A 25132-nucleotide genomic window follows, 5' to 3' on the forward strand; every position below is an offset into this window, starting at 1 on the left:
CGTTGACGGATCCGAAGAGCCCCAACCCAAGCTGGCCGCCATCCCCTTCCCCCCCGGCTGGCGCTCCCATGGAATAGAAGAAATAGGTCCCTTCCTTCTTGGCGTACCAGGTGTAGACTCTGGTCTCGCCCGGTGCGGCCAAGGAAGAGGGATTCATCCCAACATTCACCCCTTGCGAGTCGATCGAGTCGACAAGACTTAAGCCATTCACATGCATCGATGCGTGGCGTGTAGCAGGCTCTTCTCCGTCGATTACATCCCTGATTAGTTCTTTTCCGACATTGCCGTTGTTGCTTCCAGTATCGTTCTTATGTTTAGCCCCTTTGGTCTCATCACTCTCATTTCCAATCACCCTGTCTGGATGGGTCAGGCGGAATTCCGGATCATTCATTACCTCTTGCCCACCCGCAGTAGGGGCCAGCAAGTTGGTGAAGGTAACTCGCAAGCAATCCCCCTCATTGGCACGCAAGACTAATGGACGTGGTCGCTTATCAGAACGGAGTTTGACGTGACCGGCCAATGCAACTTTCTTTTCATCACCTTTTTTGTCCTTAACAATCATGACATCCTGGCCAGCTTGGGGCTTGAGCGGGATATGGATCTCATGATCATTCGATAGTGCATCCAAATCTTCGTTTATGATTTCAATGCGATCTTTTGAATCCTGCAGAACCTCATCTTGGAGAACAACATCGCGTCGAAGAGCATACATAATCCCTGCGGGGTTAAATGATCCGAATCGGTTGTAGTAGTAGACTTGTTCTAGAGCCACTACGTCAGCTGTAATGATCCGCTCGCAAGTTGGTTTTTCATGCTCATAGGCCTGCTTCATTGGTACATGTGGAGAGGTCATACAACCCCAAATTACAGTTGTCAGGCTTAACAAGAGGGAGGTCAGTCCACACCGCTTCAAGGATTTCACCCAACCCATGTGTGGGACCCTTTTAGAGGGACGACGCTGGTACCTTTTACACATTGCAACGATATACGTCTTCATGACTTTCCGCTCCTTCTCACCAAACATTCTGCTTCAATTCATTCTATTGGCTGCAAGCAACACTTGACGGCACTGTTGCCCCTGGCCATGGTTTCAGCTGCCCAATCACCGTGCTCTCATCCGTGGACCATCCATTTACAAGGAAAGCCAGACACTCAAAATTCAGAGGCGGCAGGGGGCCGCCCTGTACCCCGGTTGGCTCAGGGAAAATATACTCCCCGATCGGCGCCGCATAGATCCCAGGTGGATCCGGTTTGTCACTACCGTCAGCCAATGGCACATTCCCATCGATACGCACCATCAGTTCTCGGGTTGCGCCTCTAGTGCCTGTTGAATCGAACAGAACCAACGCACGCTTTCCAGTGATATAACGAAACCGCCCATACACCGCCTGATCTTTCGGGGCTGGGCCAAGACGCCTTACCTTCGGCTTTAGCGAAACTCCTCCTCCAATGACCGGATAATCAAGCGCATAGACATGGACCGAATCAATCCGTGATGGATCGGTCAAGAATCCTTCGATCTTGATCCGATCTTGGCACTCAGCCGAAGTCCCTGCACAGATCGCCAGTGGGCCCATCGTCCCAATTAACGATTCATCCAGAGTTATGTAGGCAGGATCTGCACCAGGCTTCGTATAGATCCCCACATTCGCGACCATGGTATGCACCGAAACAAACTCCCCACCTGCATCCTTCGCATGAGTACCGGCATACGTGACGTAATCACCGATCACGAAAGGCGCTTGTTCATTCTGGTTGCATTGTCCAGGCCCTAAACCACATGCAGGAATGGGTACGTTGCCAAAATTAGCGGGAGGGTTGAGATCGACATTATTCATAACAAAAGTGGTTCGAAACCGACCATTACCTGAATCAACAGGGCGATTCCCTGCAGGACATTTGAGGTCGGTACTCGTTTTGGTTGCTGGATTTATTGAACGGGGTACACACATGGGATAGCCGGTAAGTGCATGAATAGTGGGATTATCCTGGTCTACCTGAAATCGAGCATCTGGATAACGAGCATCAGAGGAATTCCCACCTGGACCAAACTGTTGCTCATTTGAGAGTCCGTAGCGACCTGTTCCACCAGTAGTAATGGCCGGATCGTTCACACGCAGTCGCGTATCACCAGCTTGGACCGATGTCGCGTTTGGATTAGCGCCCACATGTATAACCCCATCGGGATCGATCTGATGAATGTATCCCGCACTATTATTGAGCGATTGCTGGGAGATACTGACTAAACCCGCAACATATGTATCAGTGCAACTCGGCGGTATTGTGGGCGGCGTTGTGGGGAGGCACACAATGTTACCATCAATTGACACTTCGAAGGCCGCAAGCGGTTTGGGATCATCGTTAAGTGCCAGACCCGAATTCTTGTTAGTGAGTGATGGTCCTGTGGCCTCCTTAAAAATCTGTTGGGGAAACTTATAGGCGGCAGGCATAGTCACCACTAGATTTTGAGGAATACGGATACTGATCCCATTAACGACCATCCGTGCCTCAGAAAATGGAAGAGCTGCTACAGGGTCGGCAATTTTGTTACCAGCACTATCTACCAGTTCGAAGGTCTCCAAATGGCCTATTATCTGAAACGGTGTAGCGGTCTGTGCATTCACTGAGACGGCCATCCCAACAAATCCAAGCATTGCAAATCCCCCGACGAATTGAACAACACGCTGTCGCTTCATGGGTTCCCCCTTCGCATTAGGTCGTCACAACGGATGTCTTTGGGTTTTCTTTACTCTTGGTTTCCAGAATTGGTTGCCTCACGATCATGTGAGCCGGCCCTTTTATACCTATCAGTAGATATCTGGCAAGTGTTCTTACGTGTGTGACGCGAAACGATGCAAACTCGATGCCATGGCAAGTTGCCGGTAAGGGCGAGAATCCTGCGCTGTTGTTCTAACGGTTACAGAGAGGTGAGAGAGAACTGAACACCATGCTAGATGAGGTCCGAGCTGAATCGAAAAAGATACAGGGAGTGAATCTGAATAGATACGTATGGAGTCTCAAAGTATGACAGGACTACCAGGCAGTGGCGCACTCTTTCACAGCCCCTTGCCTATCGTAGCTTTGCCACGGTCACGCCATCGCCTCCTTCGGCCCGATCACCAGGGCGAAACGCTGCCACGTAGGGGGACGATTTCAAATAGTCTCGTAGGGCGGACTTGAGCCGGCCGGTTCCGTGGCCATGAATGACACGAAGGAACGGCGCGCCATCGAGGGTCGCTCGATCCAACGCCGCCACAACCCGATCCAGGGCCTCATCCACGGCTTGGCCTCGTACATCCACGACGGTCTGCTCACCTAACCCTAGTCCTGTATCTGTCGTACTCCGGTGAAGGGGTAATGCTGCGGCAGTCGGTTGAGGCGGCCCAGAACACGGCTCACCGACGATCCCAACGAGGTTCGAGACGGTGGCTAAGATCTCCCCTTCTCCGACTTTGACACGAACCCGTTTCTTTCCTTGTGGTATCTCCAGCAAAGTTCCTGTCATGCCCAAGCCTGCAATCTCCACCGTATCGCCGATAGCAAGCCGTTCGATCGGAATCGGCTCGTTCGGCGGTGTAAGCTCCTGCCTGCTCTTCGTCTCTAACTCACGCAGCCGCTCTTTCGTCTCCTTCACCTTGATGAGCTTCTGTTCGCGCTTCAGGGAGTCGACCGTCGCTTGAACCTCGGCCCGAGCCCGTTGAAACTGCTCGCCAAGTTTCTTTTTAAGCCCCCGTCGAGCTTCCTGCTCCGCGGCTTCCAGTTGGGCTCGCAACGCGTGGGCTTCGCGTGCCGCTTGTTCGGCTTCTTGCCTCGACCGCTTGGTTTGTTCTCGATCCTCGGCAAGCTGGCGCTGTTTGCGCTGCAAATCCGCCATCAATTCATCGAGTCGGTAGTTCTGGCGATGGAGGCGCCTCCTCGCGTCATTCACCAGACACTCATCCATGCCGAGGCGCCCGGCAATCTCAAGTGCTGACGAGCCACCCGGAATACCCATGAACAATCGATAGGTCGGGGCCAACTGTTCAACATCGAATCCCACACTGGCGTTCCCAAAACCAGGAGTCGTTTGTGCGAGCTCTTTGAGCGCCCCGTAATGCGTCGTGGCCACGACTTTCATATTGAGTTCCGCCAAACGACAGAGCAACGCCTCCGCCAATGCAGCCCCTTCTTGGGGGTCCGTCGAAGTCACCGGTTCATCAAGCAGTACCAACGAACACGGTGCAGCCGGAGGCTCGGTCGTCGAACAGGCGGCATGCTCAGTGAGGAGCCGGATCATCTGTGTCATATGGGCCGAAAAACTGGAGAGATCGCGACTCAAATCCTGAGCATCACCGATATCGGCATAGAGATCGGTAAAGAGAGCCATCTCCGACTCCGGCGCGCAGGGAAGATGCAGCCCTGCGCGGACCATGAGTGCAAAGAGCCCGACGATCTTGAGTGTGACGGTCTTCCCACCCGTATTCGGCCCCGAGATTACGAGCACCCGAACCGTTTCATCCAAGTCGATATCGTTCGCAACAACCTCATCCTTCGTAAGCAGCAGGAGCGGGTGCCGGGCCTGCTTGAGGATGACGCGACCGGACTCATTCAAGGCGACAGGATGACATTTCAGTCGACGACTCACCTCGGCCCTGGCCTTGATGACATCGCACTGGGCCAACACCTCAATCCCCTGGTTGATCACATCTGCCTTGGAGGCGACGACAGCACTCAGCTCCCGTAGGATACGCTGCACCTCCCGCTCGATCTCCAAATCCGCCACCTTGATGGAATTGTTCAGCTCCACCAATTCCCGTGGCTCAAGAAAGACAGTGGCTCCACTCGCAGACACATCATGAACGATCCCAGGAATTCGCCCCCTCATGTCCGCCTTCACCGGTATGACATAACGCCCTTCTCGCTGAGCAAAATACGACTCTTGCAACACCTCTTCATATCGCCGCGAATGGAGGATCCGCTCGAGGTGGTCCCGCATCTCTTGCTTCAATCCCTGGGCGTGATGCGTTACGCGGCGCAATTCCGGCGAGGCCGTCTCTTTCATGGCTCCATCCGGGTGGATAGCCCCCTCGATCGCCCGCAACACTCCCTGCAGAGCCTTCGTGGCACGAAGCGGCTCCAAAACCTGCGCCAACCGTTGCGTCTCGCCCTTGTGAGATTCCGCATAGCGTTCCAGTTCAGCCATCACGGTCAGCACGATGACACAATCCCGCAATTCACTGCTCTCGAGCACACCGCCTTTGGACGCACGACGCAATGGTTCACGAATATCAGGGAAGCCCAGCGCAGGGACCGGATCACTCCCTTCAAGCCATGCAACCATCTCGCTCGTCTCCTGTTGCCGTCGACGGGCATCCGCAAGCTCGCTGGCCAGTGACAGTGACCGGCATCGAGATCCCCCGATCGCCGACTGCGCGTGGAGGGCCAGAAACTCGAGCACACGCGGCCACTCCAATGCCTGCGTCGCTTGATCGAATAATGTTCGGCTCATTGGTCAGATACCCCGTCGTTCGACAGACCTCAGAACTCTAGCCTTCCAGAAGAACCGGAAGCAACTCCTGCAGTCTCGACAGACTCCGAAGCCCGCAGATTGTCATATCGTTTTCGCCAGAAACACCCGTCGTTCTATCTTGACAACAAGGAGAAGGCATCGATAGTATCCGTTTTTGTGCGGTACCACCTGTCTGTTTTCAATCAACATATTTGCCTGTAGAGGAATACACCATGGCCATTCGTATCGGAATCAATGGATTTGGACGTATCGGGCGTAACGTGCTGCGCGCATCAATGGGGGACAAGGACCTGCAGATTGTCGCGATCAACGATCTCACGGACGCTAACACGCTTGCCTACCTGCTCAAATACGATTCCGTCCATGGAACCTTGCCGGCGACCGTCGAGGCCAAAGAGGATCAGATCCTCGTCGATGGGAACCCGATCAAAGTGCTGGCCGTGAAAGATCCTAAAGAACTGCCCTGGAAGGCGTTGGACGTGGACGTCGTCATCGAATCGACCGGTCGATTTACTGACCGTGAATCAGCGGGCAAACACCTGTCCGCCGGTGCCAAGCACGTGATTATTTCAGCCCCCGCCAAAGATCCTGATGTGACGATCGTCCTTGGCGTGAACGATGAAAAGTTCGATCCCAAGTCCCACCACATCGTCTCCAATGCCTCCTGCACGACAAACTGCCTTGCCCCGGTGGCCAAAGTCTTGCTGGAAAATTTCGGAATCAAGCACGGCATCATGACCACTATCCACTCCTATACCAACGACCAGCAACTCTTGGATCTGCCCCACAAGGATCTTCGTCGTGCCCGTGCTGCCGGCATGTCGATGATCCCGACCAGCACAGGAGCCGCCAAGGCGCTCCACCTCGTCATCCCTGAACTCAAGGGCAAATTGGACGGGCTGGCCATTCGAGTCCCAACCCCGAATGTGTCGCTGGTTGACCTGACAGTGGAAACTGAAAAGGATTGCGATATCTCCTCCGTGAACGCCGCTTTCAAAAAGGCCGCAGATGGCCCCCTCAAGGGTATTCTCAAGTATTCAGAAGATCCGATCGTCTCAATCGACCAAAAAGGCGATGCTCACTCCGCGACCGTCGATGCCCCGCTGACTAATGTCGTCGACAAACGCCTGGTCAAGGTGACGGCCTGGTACGACAACGAATGGGGGTATTCCTGCCGTGTCCGCGATCTTGTGAAGGTCTTGGCGGGGAAATCAGCGACTCGCTAAGGATCCATCGAAGAGCCATGTACGCAGGTCTGTACTCAGAACAGTCATTATTCAGCGAACCCCGCTTCACACTGACCGACCTTAACTGAAGGAGCGCTTCATGAACTTGCACAAAAAGACGATCGACGATGTGCAACTTCGTGGCAAGCGTGTCATCATTCGGGCCGATTTCAATGTCCCGCTCGATGAATCGCTCCACATCACGGATGACACCCGCATTCGCTCGACGCTGCCCACGCTCAATCGCGTCGTTGATGAGGGCGCCAAAGTCATTCTCTGTTCACATCTTGGCCGACCGAAGGGGACCTTCGAGCCCAAATACAGTCTCGCTCCTGTCGCCAAACGCTTGGGGCGACTGCTTGGCAAAGAAGTACTTTTCGCTCCGGATTGCATGGGACCGGCCGTTGAAAAGCTGGTCGCCAAAATGAAGGACGGGGATGTGCTCTTGCTTGAAAACCTCCGGTTTCATGCCGGCGAAGAAAAAAACGACGATGGCTTCGCAAAGGCCCTGGCCTCGCTGGGGGATGTGTTCATCAACGACGCCTTTGGAGCAGCACACCGTGCCCACGCCTCGACGGTCGGCATTACGAAATACATCAAAGATGCCGCGGCAGGGGCCCTGCTCAAGAAGGAGATCGAGTACCTGGAAGGAGCCGTTGCGAATCCCGTACGACCATTTGCCGCCATCCTGGGAGGGGCCAAGGTGTCCGGGAAAATCGGAGTTATTGAAAATCTCGGCAAGAAAGTGGACAAGGTCATCATCGGCGGTGGTATGGCCTTCACCTTCTTGAAGGCTAAAGGCATGGAGATCGGCAATTCTCTCTGCGAAATGGACATGCTGGATTTCGCGCGAGGCATCGAGGACCATGCCCTCTCCCGTGGAGTCAAATTTTATCTCCCCGTCGACTGTGTGGTCGCGGCTAGTCGAGAGGTCGGTGCAGAAACCAAGATCGTCCCTGTTCAGGAGATTCCGAAAGGGTGGTACGCCCTCGACATTGGCCCGGCCTCCGTCAAACTCTTCAATGAGGCGGTCCAAAACGCCAAGACCATCCTGTGGAACGGACCGATGGGTGTCTTTGAAATCGACGCCTACGCAAGGGGGACCTTAGCCATGGCCCATGCCATCGCCGATGCGTACGCCCTCACGATCGTCGGTGGCGGTGAAACAGCCCTCGCCGTTCATCGAGCCGGGGTGTCAGAGAACATGTCATTTATCTCGACCGGTGGTGGCGCAGCTCTGGAACTGCTGGAAGGCAAGACGTTGCCTGGCCTTGCAGCATTGCCGGATCGACAGAATTAACGACTATTCCTCCATACAATCTCAACCTCAGGAAACCCTGTGCGCACACTGCTCATTGTCGGCAATTGGAAGATGAACAAGACCGCGTCCGAAGCGGCAACGTTTGTTGGCGAGCTGAGCCGGCATCTTTCTAAGCCCCCCACAAGCGTGGAACTGGTTGTTGCTCCCCCATTTACGGCATTGGAATCGGTCCGCAGAGTATTGGGCTCAGAATCTCCGATCCAGCTCGGGGCCCAAAATCTGTTTTGGGAAACGCAGGGAGCGTACACCGGAGAGATCTCCGCCCCCATGCTGAAGGATCTCGGTTGCCGCTATGTGATTATTGGCCACTCCGAACGGAGAACACTCTTTGGAGAACGGGGTGACGGGATTCGCAGGAAAATTCAGGCGGCCTTCGCGCATGGCCTCCACCCGATCCTCTGTATCGGTGAGTCACTCGCGCAGCGAGAAGCCGGTTCAACCAACGAGGTGCTCTCGCAACAGATCCACGAAAGCCTGTCCAGCTTCACTGCCGAGACCCTGGCGAGTCTCACCATCGCCTACGAGCCGATATGGGCAATCGGTACCGGTCGATCAGCAACCACTGAGCAGGCCGTTGCCGCACATCAGACGATTCGGGCGGTTCTTGCCACCACAGCCTCTCCCGCTATTGCCGAACGAACGAAAATTCTGTATGGAGGGAGCGTAACAACGCAGAATATCGCTGCACTCTTATCGTCGGACCAGGTGGATGGCGCGCTTATCGGAGGCGCTTGTCTAGACGTAACCTCCTTTGCTACAATCATCAAGCTTGCTTCTACCACTCGATCCATCGGAGTTTGAACTTCCATGTTATACACGCTGATCGTGGTCGTCCACGTGTTCATCTGTTTTCTGATGATTGGAGCGATTCTACTCCAGTCAGGGAAAGGCGCGGAGATTGGAGCTGCCTTTGGTGGGTCCAGTCAAACGGTGTTCGGGAGCCGTGGTCCGGCCAATTTCCTCAGTAAGCTGACTGTGTTCGTTGCAGCCATTTTCATGCTGACGTCATTCAGCCTGGCCATTTTGGCAAAACAAAGAAATTTCTCCTCGACGGTCATTGACCTTGAGCACAAGAGCGAACAGGCAACTCCTCCGGCTGCACCACCGGCTCAACCATCTGGAGAGTCGCACTCCTCCTCTGGTGAATCTTCCTCAACTGGTCACTAATCGATCACGGGAAACAACCTAGGTTATCCACAAATAGGTACCTGCCGGAAGGGGCATGGGTTGTTCCCATCCGGCAGTGTTGTTAGATCCTGGTCAACCAGGATTGGTGTGTGGAATCCTCACCTCGTACGATTGAGAAGAATGTGTCTTGGAGGGAGCGCGTAATCGGCCCGGGTGTCCCGGTGCCAATACGGCGGTTGTCAATCTCTCGGACCGGCGTCAGTTCAGCCGCCGTGCCTGTCACAAACACTTCATCCGCAATATACATTTCATCCCGTGTGAACCGTTCTTCGACGACCGCGATGTGCCGCTCTTCCGCCAATTGAATGACGGAATTTCTCGTAATCCCTTCAAGCACCGACGTCAGCGGCGTCGTCTTGAGAATACCACGGCGGATGATGAACACATTCTCCCCTGTTCCTTCAGCGACGTACCCCTCCGGATCGAGAAGAATCGCTTCGTCATACCCATCAGCCTTCGCTTGTCGCTTCGCGAGGATAGAATTCACATAATACCCGGAAATCTTCCCTCTGGTCATGGACACATTCACATGGTGTCTCGTAAAGGAAGACACACAAGCGCGCATCCCATTCGCAAGTGCTTCATCCCCTAAATAGGCCCCCCACTTCCACGCAGCGATAGCCACTCGAATCGGATTGTCCCCCGGATGGACCCCCATCGCCCCATACCCAATAAAGACTAACGGGCGGATGTAACAGGCATCCAGGCGATTGACACGAACTGTTTCGATAATGGCCTCGGTCATCTGTTTCTTATCGTACGGCATGGTCATCATGCTGATGTGTGCCGAGTCGAACAATCGATCGACATGTTCCTGAAGCCGAAAGATAGCGGATCCCGACTTGCCTTTGTAACAACGCACACCTTCGAAGGCTGCCAGACCATAGTGCAAGGAATGGGTGAGGACATGGACATTCGCCTCCCCCCAGGCCACGAACTTTCCGTCCATCCAGATTTTTTCAACCGGCTCCAACATATGGAATGCAAGCTCCCGTAACGGATAATGAGGACACTGCTTTGATTAGCGTGAGGGACTATAGCGTGCAGTTGGTCTCGGGTCAAGCAAACGGGGGCTCGGCCAGTTCACGAATAATTCCGCCGGCAAAGCGTGTATGGCACGTCCGCCGCTGCCCGAGGGTTGAGGCTCTCTGCATCCCTCAGCGGGTTGTCTAGGAGGAGGCACAATAGGCACGAAGGCGAGTACTCAGGAACGCGCCAACTCGATCTTCTCCGACCGGGCTCATCGTCACGACTTTAGCACCAAATAACAGCCCGCGCACCCAGCGAACCACAACACGCTGAATTTCTACCGGCTCCTCTTTGTCAGGGAGGCTAAGACGAACGGTCAGATCCATTCCAGGTACGACTTGATGATCGCCCAACACACGAAACCCGTTTCGACACAGGTTCACGATCGTTCCCTTTCCGAGAAAGTCACCACCCATGTAGTAGGCCTCACAACGAACTGGAATTCGGTGATACGTACGAATCACAAACTTGCCGGTAGGAGCCATGTTTCCATCACCTGTCGCAGTGGAATCGCAGTCACCATCACGTCGACGACGATTGAATTTTCGTGATGCAAGAATACGTGGTGCCTAGAACGTGATCCTAGCCCTCAAAAGAGGGGGACTACATGATCACTGACCAGGCGAGACACTCTCCATGGCTTGACACTTCTCACACTCACATGTTAAATGAACCGTTCCTCAAGACTGGAGAAGAGATATGTACGCGATTATCGAAACTGGTGGTAAGCAGTATCGGGTAGAAGCAGGGGCAACGATCCAGGTTGAAAATCTGCCTGGCGATGTCGGCTCACAAGTAGAACTCGACCAAGTCCGTCTCGTGCATGGCGACGCCGGGTGCCTCATCGGGCAACCACTCGTTGCCGGAGCCAAAGTGACAGCGGAAATTGTGCGTCACGGACGGACTCGGTCTATTACCGTATTCAAAAAGAAACGCCGCAAAAACTACCGACGTACGCGTGGGCACCGGCAGGGATTCACCAAGCTTCTGATTACCGGTATTGCAACGGCATAATGTAAGAGCGGGAAAGGATAGACCATGGCAACAAATAAAGGTGGCGGATCCTCACGTAACGGTCGCGACAGTAATCCCCAATATCTGGGAGTAAAAGCGTATGGCGGTCAGACAGTGACAGCCGGTAGCATTATCGTCCGCCAGCGCGGAACCAAATTCTTTCCCGGCTTCAATGTAGATCTGGGTAGGGACCACACGCTGTTCGCCAAAGCGACCGGCGTGGTCAAGTTTGAAGGTGGACGCGGCAGACGACGAGTCAGTGTGTATCCGAGCTCATCGAAGCCCTAGCCTTCCATTTCCACTCTCTCTTCCTCACGAGCAAGGTAGAAAGACAGTCTCCCTCTCCCCCTTCGCCCCAGGGTCGGATATACTTTTACATCTCCTCACCATGACTTGGCTGTAGGAAACGGAACCTCATGTTTGTCGACGAAGTACGTGTGACAGTACGGGCCGGGCGAGGCGGAAACGGCATTTGTAGCTTCCGGAGAGAGATGTTTGTCCCACGCGGAGGCCCGGATGGCGGTGACGGAGGCAATGGCGGCGATGTCATCATGACTGCATCACATCGCCTCGTGACCTTGCTCGATCTCCGGTATCAAAATCACTACGAGGCCCAAGACGGGAAACCAGGCGGTGGCTCAAACTGTACCGGACGTTCCGGTGACGACGTCACAATCCATGTGCCAGTCGGAACCATTGTCTATGACGAGCAGTCAACAGACGTCCTCGCAGATTTTACCGAAGACGACCAAACAGCCGTGATCGCCCGAGGGGGGCGTGGCGGGAAAGGCAACAGCAACTTCGCCACATCCGTCAATCGCGTACCAACCAAGTGCACTCCAGGGACTTCCGGCGAAGAGCGGACATTACGACTCGAACTCAAGTTATTAGCCGATGTTGGTCTTGTTGGATTTCCCAATGCGGGAAAATCAACCCTTATCTCGGCCATTTCTGCGGCTCGTCCCAAAATTGCCGATTATCCTTTTACCACATTGGTTCCTAATCTCGGCGTCGTCCGATGGGGATCGGACCGCAGTTTTGTTGTGGCTGATATCCCAGGCTTGATCGAAGGAGCCCATGAAGGGAAAGGCCTGGGGGTACAGTTTCTTCGCCATATCGAACGGACCGCGTTTTTACTCCACTTGATCGACGTCTCGGAATGGGCCACCGACGATCCAAGAAACAGCTTTGAGACTCTCCGGCAGGAACTGGCCGCCTATGACCAGGGCCTGACCACCCGCCCGTTTGCCGTCGTCCCAACCAAAATTGATGTTGTTGGGGCAGGTGAACGGCTGGAACAGATCCAAGCCTATTGCCAAGAACGAGGGTATCCCTGCTTCCCAATTTCGGCCGCCACGAATACAGGGCTGGATCGGTTGATCCTCTATGTCGGGAAACAGGTTGATATGTTGCGGACGCTGCCATGCGAGACACAGTCCTAACACAGGCCACACGGATCGTCGTCAAAATCGGCAGTAGCCTGATCGCATCGCGTGCGGATGGTCTACGCCCCGACCGAATTGAGCGGTTGGCCGACGAGATCGCAGCTCTGAAGGGACAGGGACGAGAGATTCTGATCGTCTCCTCCGGAGCCATCGTCTCCGGCATCAGAAAACTGCAGCTGAAAGAGTACCCGAAGCACCTTCCGGTCAAGCAGGCTGCGGCAGCCGTGGGGCAAAGTCGCCTGATGTGGGCCTATGAAAAGGCCTTCGAGCGTCTCTCCATCCAGGTGGCGCAAATTCTCCTCACACACCAGGATCTCGAAGATCGACGCCGGTTTCTCAACGCACGCCATACCCTTTCGACCCTGATTGATTTTGGTATCATTCCGATCATCAATGAAAACGATACCGTCGCAGTCGATGAGATCAGAGTCGGTGATAACGATACCCTGGCCAGCGAAGTGGCTCACCTGGCAGATGCAGACCTCCTGGTAATTTTGTCCGATGTCGACGGACTGTATACAGAAGATCCTCGGAAGAACCCTTCTGCCACCCTGATTCCGTTCATTCCGGCCATCACCGACGAGATCGAGCAACTGGCTGGCGTGTCCAGCACCTTCGAAGGCACGGGCGGCATGGCCACCAAGCTTCGGGCGGCTAAAAAAGTCGGCCAATACGGGGTCTCTACCCTCATTCTCAGCGGAGAACGAGCAGGGCTCCTCGCCACAGCGTTGACCACAGGAACCGGTGGAAGTCTCTTTCTGGCTAGGGAACGCCGTCTGAACAGCCGAAAACATTGGATCGCGTTCACACTTCGCCCGCGTGGCCGAATCCATCTCGATCAAGGGGCCGTCGATGCCCTTGCTCAACGGGGAAAAAGCCTGCTCGCATCCGGCATTCAAAAGATCATCGGACCATTTGAAGCCGGCGATCCGGTCAGTTGCATCGCCCCAGACGGAAAGGAATTTGCGAAAGGCTTGGTGAACGTGTCAGCGGAGCTCTTAGAGCGGATGAAAGGCCTCAAGACGGCCGTGATCCAAGAACAGTTCGGCCCCCAAGAATATGAGGAAGTCATTCACCGCGACAATCTGGTCATTCTTTAGTTCTGCGCTTTGAGTGCCGAGTCCTGAGTTATGAACTTCCCCACATCGCAGCACTCCGCACTCCGCACTCCGCACCTTGCTTCACATCGTCTCGGGCTTCTCGGCGGCAGCTTCAACCCCATTCACAACGGCCACCTCGCGATCGCCCATCGGGTGTATGAACGGTTGCACCTCTCTCGAGTCCTCTTTATTCCGACCGGCAACCCGCCCCACAAGCAGAGCAGATCGCTGGCCCCCGCGCAAGCTCGACTCGACATGGTCAAGCTTGCCATCGCGGAATCTCCCTTTTTCGAGCTATCGACGATTGAGATCGATCGGGTCGGCAAATCATACTCAATTGACACAGTCCGTGAGGTCCAAGCGCAGTATGGTCCGTCATGGAAACTGTTCTTTATCATCGGGTTAGATGCTTTTCTTGAGTTTTCCACCTGGAGATCCCCTGAGACACTCTTGCGACTCTGCCATTTTGTGATTGTCCCTCGTCCTGGACAATCATTCCAATCCCTCAGCAAAATGCCCCTACTGTCCAACCTGAATGCACAGGCCCTTAGGCAATTGGATCTTGGCCTCTTAGACCAGGTGGAACTCCCCGTTCCAGACTCCTCTGGTCTCACATGTGTAGCCCTTCCCCCCTGTCTGATCTCTGCCTCAGAGATCAGGAAGAGGGTGCAATGCGGTGGACCGCTGGCAAATATGTTGCCCCCCTCAGTGGAATCTTATATACTTCAGCAGAGGCTTTATCAGGAGGACCGTAATCGCACGCACATCTAAGGCCACAGCCCTCGCCGTCGCCAAGGCAATGCTCGACAAGAAGGCCCTTGATGTTCAAGTCCTCCATGTCGCCCCGCTGACTTCAATCGCTGACTACCTGGTTCTCGGGTCGGCTGAATCCGACCGGCAGACGCGCGCAGTCGCTGATTCGGTCGTCGACGCGCTTTCTCGTATGAACCAACGGCCACTCAGCCTTGAGGGAACAACCTCAGGCCAGTGGGTCGTCATCGACTTCGGTGATGTCGTGGCCCACGTGTTTCGACAGGAGGCCCGATCACATTATGCGATCGAGCGGCTCTGGAGCGACGCACGACAGATTCCCATTTCCGACAAGACCTCATCAGCACCGACTCCAGAGGCAAAGGAGCGGCTGACCCGGAAAGCACGTTCGTAGAAGATGGTTTAAGCGATGTTTAAACTGCTGATCACCATTTTTCTCATCAGTGCCGGCGTGTTTGTCTACAGCTACTTCCGCGAGCTCAATCCAGGCACCGTCGTCATCCATACCGGTCCCGGAGTGGAGTTCGATCTCAATCTCGTCACGCTCGTATTAATTTCAATGGCTGGAGGAGCCGTCCTTGCGACATTCGTCGTCGGTTTGCAACAGACCGCCCATCTCATTCTCAATTGGCGCAGTCAACGTCTCCTACGCCGCAAAGAAAAGGTTGATACGCTTCACCGGGACGGGACCCACGCATTCATGTCGAAACGTCCCTCGGAAGCCATCGCGCTGCTGGAAAAGGCCCTGGCCATCGACCCGACACGTGTCGATTCACTGCTGTGGCTGGGAAACATCTATCGTTCGGAGCAGAATTTTTCTGAGGCCATCCGACTCCACCAACACGCACAACGGGTGGACGATCGGAACATCGAAGTGTTGCTGGAATTGGGGAAGGATCTGGAAGGGGCCAAGCGGTATGAAGAGGCCCTGCAGGCCCTGCAGCAAATCCTCAAGATTGAGCCTGACAATCTCACGGCCTTGATCCGAAAACGAGACCTCAACATCCGCCTGGAACGATGGAGCGAGGCACTTGAACTCCAGCACCGCCTGCTCAAAGCCAACCTCCCTGCCCCAGAAAAACAGGCCGAAGCCGCCCTGCTCCTGGGATGTATGTATGAAGTGGGACGCCAGCTGCTCGAACGCGGCCATCCTGACAAGGCCAGACGGTACTTCCGCGGCGCCATCAAGAAAGATCGTGCCTTCCTCCCCGCCTACATCGGCATCGGGGAAATTTTGATTCATGAAGGGAAGACCAAAGACGCGGTCGAAATTCTGAAGAAGGTCTACACACGCACGCGAAGCGTCATCATTCTCCATCGGCTGGAAGAGCTCTTCCTCGATCAAGGCGAACCCAGCGAAATCATCCGAGTCTATCAGGACGCATTGCAGCAAAACCCGCAGAATCCCGTGCTCCAATTCTATCTGGGCAAGCTCTACTATCGGCTTGAAATGGTGGATGAGGCATTCGATCTTCTGTCAACGATTGAAGGGCCTCAAGATCACCTTCTCGACTATCATAAGATTATGGCCAACCTCTATCTCCGGAAACAGCAGTTTGAAGAGGCCATTACATCGCTCAAGAAAGCGTTAAGTTTCAAAAAACGGGTGGTCGTACCCTATATCTGCACCCAGTGTCAGCAGGAATCCGCCGACTGGACGGGGCGGTGCCGCCGCTGTGCCAAGTGGAATACGCTCACGGCCCTCCCTTGGATCGAAACCAGTCAAGTCTCGACTAACCCGGAGAAAGAACCCTCTCCCAGCTCGTCTGTCCCCTACCGAGGCATTGCTTCTCCGTTTGAAACCGTGTAACTTTCCCCCTCGACAATGGCTCCTCGTGAATCGACGCTCGTTTGCGAGTTTCGTGTTTCTGGTTTCGCGCAAAACTCCCTTCGAAGTAGAAGAACTCGAAACTTGAAACCCGAAACTTCTGAGGCGTATCTGACACGACGAACGTTCACCATGAATCTTTCACAAGAGGCAACTGAGATGACCGAGTATGTAGCTCTGACCGAAAAGGCGCTGCGCGACGAACCTCTGACCAGAGAAGAATGCCTCTCTGTTTTGAATGCCCCCAACGACGACCTGCTTGCCTTGTTAGATGCAGCGTTTCAGGTTCGCTCCAAATACTTCGGCCGAACGGTCCGCCTCCAGATGCTGCAGAACGCCAAGAGTGGAGCCTGCCAGGAAGACTGTCACTACTGCTCGCAATCGTCTATCTCCACAGCCCCTATCGAACGGTATAACCTGCTTCCACAGAAACAGATGATGGAAGGCGCTCGTCAAGCCGCTGCCTCCAAGGCCCAGCGCTACTGCATTGTCATCAGCGGACGGAGCCCATTAGATCGGGAGATTGACGAAATAGCCGGAGCCGTCCGTTCCATCAAACAAGAAGTCCCGATTCAAATCTGCTGTTCACTCGGTCTGATGAGCGAATCCCAAGCGAAACGACTCAAAGCCGCCGGGGTTGACCGCGTGAATCACAATTTGAACACCAGCGAAGCCTTTCATGCCTCGATCTGCACAACCCATACCTTTCAAGACCGCCTCGCAACCATTAAAAATGCACGCGCGGCAGGCTTGGAAATCTGCTCCGGCGGCATTGTGGGTATGGGCGAGTCAGACGAAGATCTGATCGAGCTGGCCACGGCCCTGCAAGACGTCAAGCCGGACTCCATTCCCTTGAACATGCTCACCCCAGTCTCCGGCACCCCATTCGAACAGGCCGACAACCTCACTCCTCAACGCTGCCTCAAGGTGCTTTGCCTCTTTCGGTTTTTGCATCCTCGGACCGAAATCCGCATCGCGGGCGGTCGAGAACATAATCTACGCAGTCTCCAGCCGTTGGCGCTCTATCCGGCTGACTCCGTCTTTGTCAATGGCTATTTGACGACACCTGGTGCACCAGCTCCGGAAGTCTGGGGTATGATTGAAGATCTCGGGTTCACAATTGAAGTGGATTATCAGCAACCTGTGGCTGGCTGATTGACTTCCTTGTTGCGGTGCAAGTAGCTCATTATCTGTGAGCATGAAGCATCTCGATCATTGTTGGCTGGGAGATGCAGTCCACCGTCACTTTGAAGAGGAGAATGGTCCAAAGATTATCCGTCTTCACCATGTCCGCGAAGAAGTCATCGCGGCATGAGACTTCCCTGAGGTTTATCGAAAAACGATCTCGCCCAAGCACTCCGTTAGCTCGGTTATTCCATTACTCTCCGGATCGGTAGCCACCTTCGCCTCACCACGCTTCAGCATGGCGAGCACCACGTCACAATCCCACAACATTCACCCCTCCGTATGGGAACGCTCTCATCGATCCATACGGACGTGGCCACTCATTTTAAAATCAGTCGAGACCAACTCCTTACTCAGCTTGTTTGACCAGGATAGTAGTGAGTCATGTGAGCCGCTAATGGTCTAGATCAATCTGTTGTCTCTACAAGGCAAACCGGGCAAGTCTTCAAGGTCGGTGGGGTTCGACAATCCGAAATCGGACTTCGTCCACATAGGAATAGGCCGAGGTTTGCTCTCCGGTAAAAAGACCGCAGCGGTAGGTGTCTGGTAACCAACCGTTTTTCGGGGGACTGAGCTGAAAATAGCCGGATCGGTCATTTGTCGTGGTCAGGACACGATCATGGACTGCTGTCTTTGAATCCTCCGTCATGTCGGACGTTTCTGGTGCACAACGTGCAGTCAGCGGTACGGCGTCAAATGAATCTGAGACCAGCCGAAACACTAAATAGATTTCCGATTGAGTGGTGGGGAAGGTATCCCCAGGACTTAGTGGAATGAACTCGTGAGCCCCGGTCGGGAAATCATCCCGCACGACCTTGACCGCTGGAATCACGAACAGAAACCAACTAAAGTCAGCATCACGACCGGCAATCGCCACTCCCGTCTCTAACGTTTTTTGAGCGTTGATCCTCTCAATCGCCTTCGCATACAGAGCCTCTTCCGAGAGTACAGCTGCCTGGGTTCCTGAGTCCTTCTCCCTCTTGTCCTCTTCCTCCTTCAGCTTCACCAGCTCAGGAACATGGGGCTTTACTTTATCGAGCCAACGAGCGATTTTGTCTTTCGCCAGCACGCGAGTGCCGGCTGGAAACGGGACATCTCGATTGGCCTGTTCAAACTCAACGGCTGCGTCATACAGCAGTTGAAAATGGACGAACGCTTCGTCCCAGCGTTCCAATTTCACGTAGCACTGTCCCATCCGATAGGTCGTGTCGGCGAAATCTTCCTCACTCGGGTTGAGATTCGAGATATTGCCGAATACGGCGATCGCCTCCTCGCAACGATCCAATTGCATCAACGTCAGTCCCAGCTGATGGGCTGCAACGGGATCACTGGGGTTGAGTGTCAGAAGCTTTCGGTATAGCGGCTCGGCGTCTTGAAAACGTCCGGCCTGGAACAGGTTCCAGGCATCCGATCGAATGGCGGCCCATTCCCTCAATTGAGTCGCGTTGGCCGCAGGCGTCACTGTGGGTATGAAGCGTCGCCCTCGCTCCATCGACTCATGGAGTTGAGCCCGCTGATTCTTGGCGGGAAGCTCCAGAGGAGAGCCAGACGGAGCATGTTCCAGTACATACTGGAGATCAGCATCTGCCCCTGAATAATCCAACAGGTCAAAACGGGCACGAGCCAAGGCGAGTCGCCAGCCCAGCAACTCCGGTTTCAGTTCAACCGCCCGTTTATAGACTTCCAGCGATTCCTCCAAGCGGTCTACCTTACGGAGCTCCTGCGCCAGTCGCCAGTGGGTCAAGGGGTTCGTTGCATCGAGCTTCGCGATGGTACGCAGCTCCGTAATGGCTTCTTCCTCCTGGCCCCATCGAACCAACACAGCCCATTTTGCCCAGCGTACGTCGAGTACGGCAGGATCTGCAGCAAGGACTCGGTCATAGGCTTGAACAGCTTCTTTCAGCTCACGAAAGGTCGAAAGAATATCACCTCGTAATTTATGAAGGACAAGCGCTTGTGGATCGTCCTGAATCCCTTGCTCGACTAGTTCGAGTGCAGACGTGACCGCCCCACTCTCCCAGGCCGCTCTGGCCTGCTCGACTACCTGTTCAACCGTCACCCTTTGCTCAGCATCGGCGAGAGCACAGGGAACAGCCACCACAATAAGCGCCAGCACTACTATCACACGAACGATTTCGACGTAGAGATGTTGTGTACCCACAAAGCCTTGCCTAGCAAATGCCACAGTCATTTTCAGGCTGTAAACTGCTCCGCCTTTGAAACCCACTATACCAAGAAGCAAAACAAATATATCCGACATGGCTTCAGCAATACCGGTTCCCATGGATCGCCCGGTTGTTTCATTCCCTTCCTTGACCTCCTTTCATGATCTCGCTAGTCTAGCTTGAGTCGAATCCTCGAAGACAATTCCACGGGAGAAAAAATGTGATCTTCGTGACGGGCGGTGCCGGATATATTGGGTCTCATACCTGTGTCGAGCTGCTCCGGGCGGGATACGACTTGACCGTCTTTGATAATTTCTCTAACAGCCACCCCGAATCACTCGAGCGGATACAACGAATCGCAGGGAAACAGCTCCGCTTCATCCATGGGGACATCCGCGACCGGGCGGCGCTGGTGACGGCGCTGCGCGATAGCGGCGCACAAGCGGTGATTCATTTTGCCGGTCTCAAGGCCGTCGGCGAGTCGGTTCAGCAGCCGTTATCCTACTACGACAATAATGTCGTCGGGTCTCTACGCCTGTTGGAAACCATGGGCCTCTGCGGAGTCAAGACACTGGTGTTCAGTTCCTCCGCCACGGTCTACGGTGCCCCCCAGCGGCTGCCGCTGACGGAAGATCATCCTCTCTCGACAACCAATCCCTACGGGCAAACGAAACTGACGGTGGAGCACATCCTGCGTGATGTACAGCACAGCGATGCGTCGTGGCGCATCGGGATTCTCCGGTACTTCAATCCAGTCGGTGCGCATGCCAGCGGATTGATCGGTGAAGATCCACAGGGTACGCCAAACAACTTGATGCCTTTTGTGGCGCAAGTGGCGGTCGGTCGCCGCCCGCACCTGAACGTGTTCGGGAATGACTACCCCACATCGGACGGGACCGGCGTGCGCGACTACATCCACGTCGTGGATCTCGCTATCGGCCACCTCAAGGCACTGGAGACGCTTGAGCGCGCGAAGCACCAGACGGAATGCCTCACGGTCAATCTCGGAACCGGAACCGGGTACAGCGTACTGGAGATTGTCCGGGCATTCGAGCAAACCTGCGGCAAGCCGGTGATGTACAAGATCGCGCCTCGGCGACCCGGGGACGTTGCAGCCTGTTACGCCGACCCCAGCAAGGCGATTGCCCTGCTTGGCTGGCAAGCGAAACGGAGCCTCGCTGACATGTGCGCCGATACATGGAAGTGGCAGAGCCTGAATCCGCACGGATACAATCCTCCCCGTTAGACCGTGCCGCTGTGCCTCGCATCCCGTACAGTCGCCGTGCCGAGCCCGGGCACCGTGCTACACTGCTTTCTCGATGTTCGATATCATCCTCTATCAACCTGAAATTCCGCCGAACACCGGCAATATCATCCGCCTCTGCGCTAATACCGGAGCAAGGCTGCACCTCGTAAAGCCTTTGGGGTTTTCCCTCGAAGACAAACAGTTGCTGCGGGCCGGGTTGGACTACCACGAGTTCGCGACCCTCAGCGTCTATGAAAATTGGGGCGAGTGTGCTGAGCAGTTCAATAATCGTCGCGTGTTTGCCGTCTCGACGAGGAATACTCAGCGGTACGATCGCATCATCTATGCATCAGACGATGCGTTTCTGTTCGGCCCGGAAACTCGTGGACTGCCGATGGATCTACTGGAGTCATTTGAGCAGGAGCGTCGCATACGTCTCCCCATGCGCCCAGAGAGTCGCAGCCTCAACCTCTCGAACGCGGTCGCGGTTGTTGTCTACGAGGCCTGGCGGCAGATAGGCTTTGAGAACGGCCAATGACGTTCAGTCTTTGAGCACAAGATGGCTTCAGCCTTCTCTCACGCGTTCGTGGCGCTCACACTCGGCAAGATCACATCGCATCGTGCCATTACATGGCCTGTTCTCCTGACCGGTGCCGTCTGTTCCATGGTACCGGATCTCGATGTGATCGGCTTTGCCTTCGGGATTCAGTACGGTGACCTCTGGGGCCACCGAGGCATGACCCATTCGTTCTTCTTTGCCGGACTGCTCAGTGCAGCTCTCGTGGCAGGGTTCTATAGAAACCGAGCAAGGGCAGCACAGCTGAGAATCTTTGTGTATCTCTTTCTCTGCACAGCATCACATGGTGTTCTCGACGCGCTGACGAATGGAGGACTCGGCGTGGCGTTCTTTTCTCCGTTCGACACGAGCCGATATTTCTTCCCGGTGCGACCGGTCGCCGTATCACCAATCGGTATCGAAAACTTCTTCAATGGAAGCGCTGTTCAGATCCTCGCCAGTGAGGTCATATGGATTTGGCTCCCGACCATCTCGGTGTTCCTCATTTTTCAAGGGATTCAGCGTCTAAGGATCGACCGGTCTTGAAGGAACAATCACAGGATCTGCCAAATTGAACAACAAATGAAGGTCGGGCTGTGACGGCAAACCGTTCGGTAGAGCCAGAAAGTACGCTATCCACACACCTCCAACCATGGGGCACTACTGGTTTATGTTTGCGGCACCTTAAAAACCTGCCGATGCCGCGGATGCACGAACACAATTTCACCTTCACGAAGATCAAGCTCGCGATATCGTTCTTTGGTTAACTCGACTTCGATGGTCTCCTCCGAATCTTGAACCTTCAATTCAACACGAACTCGAGACCCAGCAGTAAGAACATACCGCACAGTCGCTTCAAACTGATCATCATTCGTACGAGATCGGTTGAGTTCTAAGTCATGAGGACGAACGAACGTCACTTCGTGCTCCGCAACCGTACTCGTCAACTCGACTGATGTTCCTTCAGACCCTTCCGGTACGGTTTGTTCCTCAAAAATACGTCCATGGAACATGTTGACATCCCCTAGGAAGCGATAAACAAAAGGATTGGCTGGTTTTTCATAGACTTCGTCGGGCGTGCCGATCTGTTCGACATTCCCCTGATGCATCACCACCACACGATCGGCGACTTCTAGCGCCTCCTCCTGGTCATGGGTAACAAAAATGCCGGTAATGTGCAGCTCGTCATGAAGCCGACGTAACCAGCGCCGGAGTTCCTTCCGAACCTTGGCATCCAACGCTCCGAACGGCTCATCCAACAGCAACAGCTTTGGTTCCACGGCCAACGCGCGGGCCAAGGCGACACGCTGTCGCTGACCTCCCGACAATTGGCTGGGATACCGATCGGCCATGGCCTGCAACTGCACGAGTGTCAGCAGTTCACGAACCTTTTCCTGTATGCGAGCGGCAGAAGGTCGTTGAGCTCGGGGCCTCACCGTGAGCCCAAATGCCACATTGTCCGCCACGGTCATGTGCCGGAACAACGCATAGTGTTGAAAGACAAACCCGACCTGGCGCTCCGTGATCCGATGATCCGTCACCTCCCTGCCGTGCAGAACAATGCGCCCCTGATCAGGTCTTTCCAGTCCGGCAAGAATTCTCAATAAGGTCGTTTTGCCGCAACCGGAAGGACCCAGTAGCGCGATTAATTCCCCCGACTGCACATGCAGGTTGACGTCGTTCAGCACCGTAAAAGTTCCGAACTTCTTCGTGACATGGTCGACTTGAATGCTCATGATGAACTCCTGCAGGTAGATAGCCTCTCACCTGTCATGACAGTCCACTCTTTCGTTGATTGTGAGAGACGGTTTTTCGTTCAATCACTGTTTTCGCGATCAGGGTGACGAGCGCCAACAGGGTCAAGAGGGATGCGACCGAGAACGCCGCAACCGCGTTGTACTCGTTGTACAGAATTTCGATATGCAGGGGCATCGTATTCGTCAATCCACGAATATGGCCGGAGACGACCGAGACCGCACCGAACTCTCCCATCGCGCGCGCATTGCATAGGATGAGCCCATAGAGCAGGCTCCATTTGATGTTCGGCAATGTGACACGGGTGAACATCTGCCACCCGGGAGCCCCCAGGGTGAGCGCCGCTTCCTCTTCCTCTCGCCCCTGTGCCTGCATCAGTGGGATGAGCTCACGCGCGACAAACGGCACAGTGACAAAGATCGTCGCAAGGACGATTCCGGGCAATGCAAAAATGATCTTGATCTCATGCTCGGCCAGCCACGGGCCCAGCCACCCTTGCGCGCCGAAGAGCAACACGTAGATTAAGCCCGAGATGACCGGCGAGACGGCCAATGGCATATCGATCAGGGAAATCAGAATTTGTTTGCCGACGAAATCGAACTTTGCGATGGCCCAGGCTGCGGCGACCCCGAACACGGCATTCAGCGGTACGGCGATACCAGCCACTAGAAGCGTCAAACGGATAGCGGCCAGCGCATCATCATTTGCGAAAGAGTCGAAATACCCAGCCAGTCCATGCTTCAATGCTTCAGCAAAAATCGCCGTCAAGGGAATGAGGAGAAAAAGTGTGAGGTGCAAGGTTGCTGCGCCGATCAACAGTCGGCGGACAGACGAACTCTCCGTCGTGATCGAGTCTTTCCACTGCAGGCTCTTGTCGGCGGTGTTGCTGAGGGAACTCATTTCATCCTCTCTCTCTATTGATTCATGTAGCGAGCGCTGCTCCACCATTGAAGCAGATTGATCGCCAAGGCCAGGACAAACGAGACCACCAGCATGACCACGCCCAGGGCAGTGGCCCCGGTATAGTCATACTGTTCTAATTTGGTCATGATCAGGAGCGGAGTGATCTCCGATTTCATCGGCATATTGCCTGCGATGAAGATAACGGACCCATATTCTCCGACGGCACGGGCGAAGGCCATGGCCATTCCCGTGAGGAGCGCCGGCCACAGTTCCGGCACGATGACCGCTCGAAACGTTTGCCATCGATTGGCTCCAAGCGTGGTGGCCGCCTCTTCAACTTCTTTATCCAAATCCTGCAGTACCGGCTGTACGGTGCGAACCACGAAGGGCAACCCGATGAACGTCAGTGCGACCAAGACACCCAGCGGAGTGAACGCCACTTTGATGCCGAAGAGATCGAGATAGCGTCCGAGCCAACCATTCGAGGCATAGATGGCGGCCAGCGTAATGCCGGCGACCGCCGTCGGCAGGGCAAATGGCAAGTCCACAAGGGCATCAATGAGGGCCCGCCCAGGAAAGCGGTACCGGACCAGCACCCAGGCAATAATCGACCCGAACAGGCCGTTGATAAGCGCTCCCACCAGCGAAGCACCGAATGTCAGTTGGTAGGAGGCTATCGCTCGAGCGGTTGTGATGGTCTCCCAAAACTGGCCCCACGACAAGGCACTCGTCTTGACAAAGAGTCCGCTGAGCGGAATCAGTACGATGACACTGAGGTAGAAAATCGAAAATCCCAGTGTAAGGCCAAATCCGGGAAGCACGCTGGGCTGTTTCAAGATAAGATTCATGAGATTCATATCCTTCATGAAGCAGTGGATGACTTCCGCACAT

23 protein-coding genes are annotated in these 25132 nt (G+C 54.8%); 15 read left to right on the forward strand and 8 right to left on the reverse strand.

All coding sequences use genetic code 11. The features are described 5' to 3' along the window. Positions 1-1040: 1040 nt before the first annotated feature. Together ACYX34_RS19690 and ACYX34_RS19695 are read right to left on the reverse strand one after the other, a co-directional pair. Entirely contained in the window at positions 1041-2696 is a 1656-nt protein-coding gene (locus ACYX34_RS19690) for a hypothetical protein (RefSeq protein ID WP_462078282.1), read from the reverse strand. A gap of 374 nt (positions 2697-3070) precedes the next feature. After that, complete coding sequence (locus ACYX34_RS19695; protein ID WP_462078283.1) at positions 3071-5488, reverse strand: endonuclease MutS2; 2418 nt, start codon at positions 5486-5488, stop codon at positions 3071-3073. A 233-nt stretch (positions 5489-5721) separates the two neighbouring features. Here ACYX34_RS19695 and gap point away from each other — a divergent pair, with 233 nt between their 5' ends. The 4 genes from gap (at position 5722) to secG (ending at position 9223) form a co-directional block, all read left to right on the forward strand. Then, complete coding sequence (gene gap / locus ACYX34_RS19700) at positions 5722-6735, forward strand: type I glyceraldehyde-3-phosphate dehydrogenase (RefSeq protein ID WP_462078284.1); 1014 nt, start codon at positions 5722-5724, stop codon at positions 6733-6735. A gap of 100 nt (positions 6736-6835) precedes the next feature. After that, complete coding sequence (locus tag ACYX34_RS19705) at positions 6836-8035, forward strand: phosphoglycerate kinase (RefSeq protein WP_462078285.1); 1200 nt, start codon at positions 6836-6838, stop codon at positions 8033-8035. 39 nt (positions 8036-8074) lie between these two features. Next, positions 8075-8857: a triose-phosphate isomerase gene (gene tpiA / locus ACYX34_RS19710; RefSeq protein WP_462078286.1), complete on the forward strand. Its 783-nt coding sequence runs from the start codon at positions 8075-8077 to the stop codon at positions 8855-8857. Positions 8858-8863: 6 nt separating this feature from the next. Beyond that, the gene (secG, locus tag ACYX34_RS19715; RefSeq protein ID WP_462078287.1) at positions 8864-9223 is read left to right on the forward strand and encodes a preprotein translocase subunit SecG; all 360 of its coding nucleotides are present in this window, start codon (positions 8864-8866) and stop codon (positions 9221-9223) included. A gap of 82 nt (positions 9224-9305) precedes the next feature. Here secG and ACYX34_RS19720 read toward each other — a convergent pair whose 3' ends face one another. After that, positions 9306-10220, reverse strand: a complete 915-nt coding sequence (locus ACYX34_RS19720; RefSeq protein ID WP_462078288.1) for a branched-chain amino acid transaminase — start codon at positions 10218-10220, stop codon at positions 9306-9308. Between the two features lie 193 nt (positions 10221-10413). Further along, complete coding sequence (locus tag ACYX34_RS19725; RefSeq protein ID WP_462078289.1) at positions 10414-10758, reverse strand: PilZ domain-containing protein; 345 nt, start codon at positions 10756-10758, stop codon at positions 10414-10416. Between the two features lie 214 nt (positions 10759-10972). On the opposite strand from ACYX34_RS19725, the gene rplU reads away from it, so the two are divergent. From rplU to bioB, 8 genes are all read left to right on the forward strand, one after another. Beyond that, on the forward strand, positions 10973-11287 hold the full coding sequence (rplU, locus tag ACYX34_RS19730) for a 50S ribosomal protein L21 (RefSeq protein ID WP_462078290.1): 315 nt from the start codon (positions 10973-10975) through the stop codon (positions 11285-11287). Positions 11288-11311: 24 nt separating this feature from the next. Beyond that, positions 11312-11575: a 50S ribosomal protein L27 gene (gene rpmA, locus ACYX34_RS19735; RefSeq protein ID WP_462078291.1), complete on the forward strand. Its 264-nt coding sequence runs from the start codon at positions 11312-11314 to the stop codon at positions 11573-11575. Between the two features lie 128 nt (positions 11576-11703). Next, a complete protein-coding gene (gene obgE / locus ACYX34_RS19740; RefSeq protein ID WP_462078292.1) occupies positions 11704-12729 on the forward strand; it encodes a GTPase ObgE in 1026 nt (341 codons plus the stop codon). Continuing rightward, on the forward strand, positions 12711-13832 hold the full coding sequence (proB, locus tag ACYX34_RS19745) for a glutamate 5-kinase (protein WP_462078293.1): 1122 nt from the start codon (positions 12711-12713) through the stop codon (positions 13830-13832). The genes obgE and proB overlap by 19 nt, the downstream gene beginning before the upstream one ends. Positions 13833-13862: 30 nt before the next feature. Beyond that, a complete protein-coding gene (gene nadD, locus ACYX34_RS19750) occupies positions 13863-14603 on the forward strand; it encodes a nicotinate-nucleotide adenylyltransferase (protein ID WP_462078294.1) in 741 nt (246 codons plus the stop codon). Beyond that, the gene (gene rsfS, locus ACYX34_RS19755; RefSeq protein ID WP_462078393.1) at positions 14587-14997 is read left to right on the forward strand and encodes a ribosome silencing factor; all 411 of its coding nucleotides are present in this window, start codon (positions 14587-14589) and stop codon (positions 14995-14997) included. Before nadD ends, rsfS begins: the two co-directional genes overlap by 17 nt. Before the next feature lie 15 nt (positions 14998-15012). Continuing rightward, a complete protein-coding gene (locus ACYX34_RS19760) occupies positions 15013-16413 on the forward strand; it encodes a tetratricopeptide repeat protein (protein ID WP_462078295.1) in 1401 nt (466 codons plus the stop codon). Positions 16414-16563: 150 nt separating this feature from the next. After that, on the forward strand, positions 16564-17586 hold the full coding sequence (bioB, locus tag ACYX34_RS19765) for a biotin synthase BioB (RefSeq protein WP_462078296.1): 1023 nt from the start codon (positions 16564-16566) through the stop codon (positions 17584-17586). 475 nt (positions 17587-18061) lie between these two features. Here bioB and ACYX34_RS19770 read toward each other — a convergent pair whose 3' ends face one another. Next, positions 18062-19801 (reverse strand): tetratricopeptide repeat protein, encoded by a 1740-nt coding sequence (locus ACYX34_RS19770; protein WP_462078297.1) that lies wholly within the window; start codon positions 19799-19801, stop codon positions 18062-18064. A 200-nt stretch (positions 19802-20001) separates the two neighbouring features. Here ACYX34_RS19770 and galE point away from each other — a divergent pair, with 200 nt between their 5' ends. From galE to ACYX34_RS19785, 3 genes are all read left to right on the forward strand, one after another. Continuing rightward, a complete protein-coding gene (galE, locus tag ACYX34_RS19775) occupies positions 20002-21027 on the forward strand; it encodes a UDP-glucose 4-epimerase GalE (protein ID WP_462078298.1) in 1026 nt (341 codons plus the stop codon). Between the two features lie 73 nt (positions 21028-21100). Then, positions 21101-21565 (forward strand): tRNA (uridine(34)/cytosine(34)/5-carboxymethylaminomethyluridine(34)-2'-O)-methyltransferase TrmL, encoded by a 465-nt coding sequence (gene trmL, locus ACYX34_RS19780; RefSeq protein WP_462078299.1) that lies wholly within the window; start codon positions 21101-21103, stop codon positions 21563-21565. 21 nt (positions 21566-21586) lie between these two features. Further along, positions 21587-22129 (forward strand): metal-dependent hydrolase, encoded by a 543-nt coding sequence (locus ACYX34_RS19785; protein ID WP_462078300.1) that lies wholly within the window; start codon positions 21587-21589, stop codon positions 22127-22129. Between the two features lie 122 nt (positions 22130-22251). On the opposite strand, the gene ACYX34_RS19790 is transcribed toward ACYX34_RS19785, so the two are convergent. The 3 genes from ACYX34_RS19790 to cysT are packed head-to-tail and all read right to left on the reverse strand — an operon-like array spanning position 22252 to position 25107. Next, positions 22252-23319 carry a sulfate/molybdate ABC transporter ATP-binding protein gene (locus ACYX34_RS19790; protein ID WP_462078301.1) on the reverse strand — a complete coding sequence of 356 codons (1068 nt, stop codon included), beginning with the start codon at positions 23317-23319 and terminating at the stop codon, positions 22252-22254. Positions 23320-23353: 34 nt separating this feature from the next. Further along, on the reverse strand, positions 23354-24238 hold the full coding sequence (cysW, locus tag ACYX34_RS19795) for a sulfate ABC transporter permease subunit CysW (protein ID WP_462078302.1): 885 nt from the start codon (positions 24236-24238) through the stop codon (positions 23354-23356). A 14-nt stretch (positions 24239-24252) separates the two neighbouring features. Further along, entirely contained in the window at positions 24253-25107 is an 855-nt protein-coding gene (gene cysT, locus ACYX34_RS19800; RefSeq protein WP_462078303.1) for a sulfate ABC transporter permease subunit CysT, read from the reverse strand. Positions 25108-25132: the final 25 nt, after the last annotated feature.

This window comes from Nitrospira sp. CMX1, assembly GCF_054902215.1.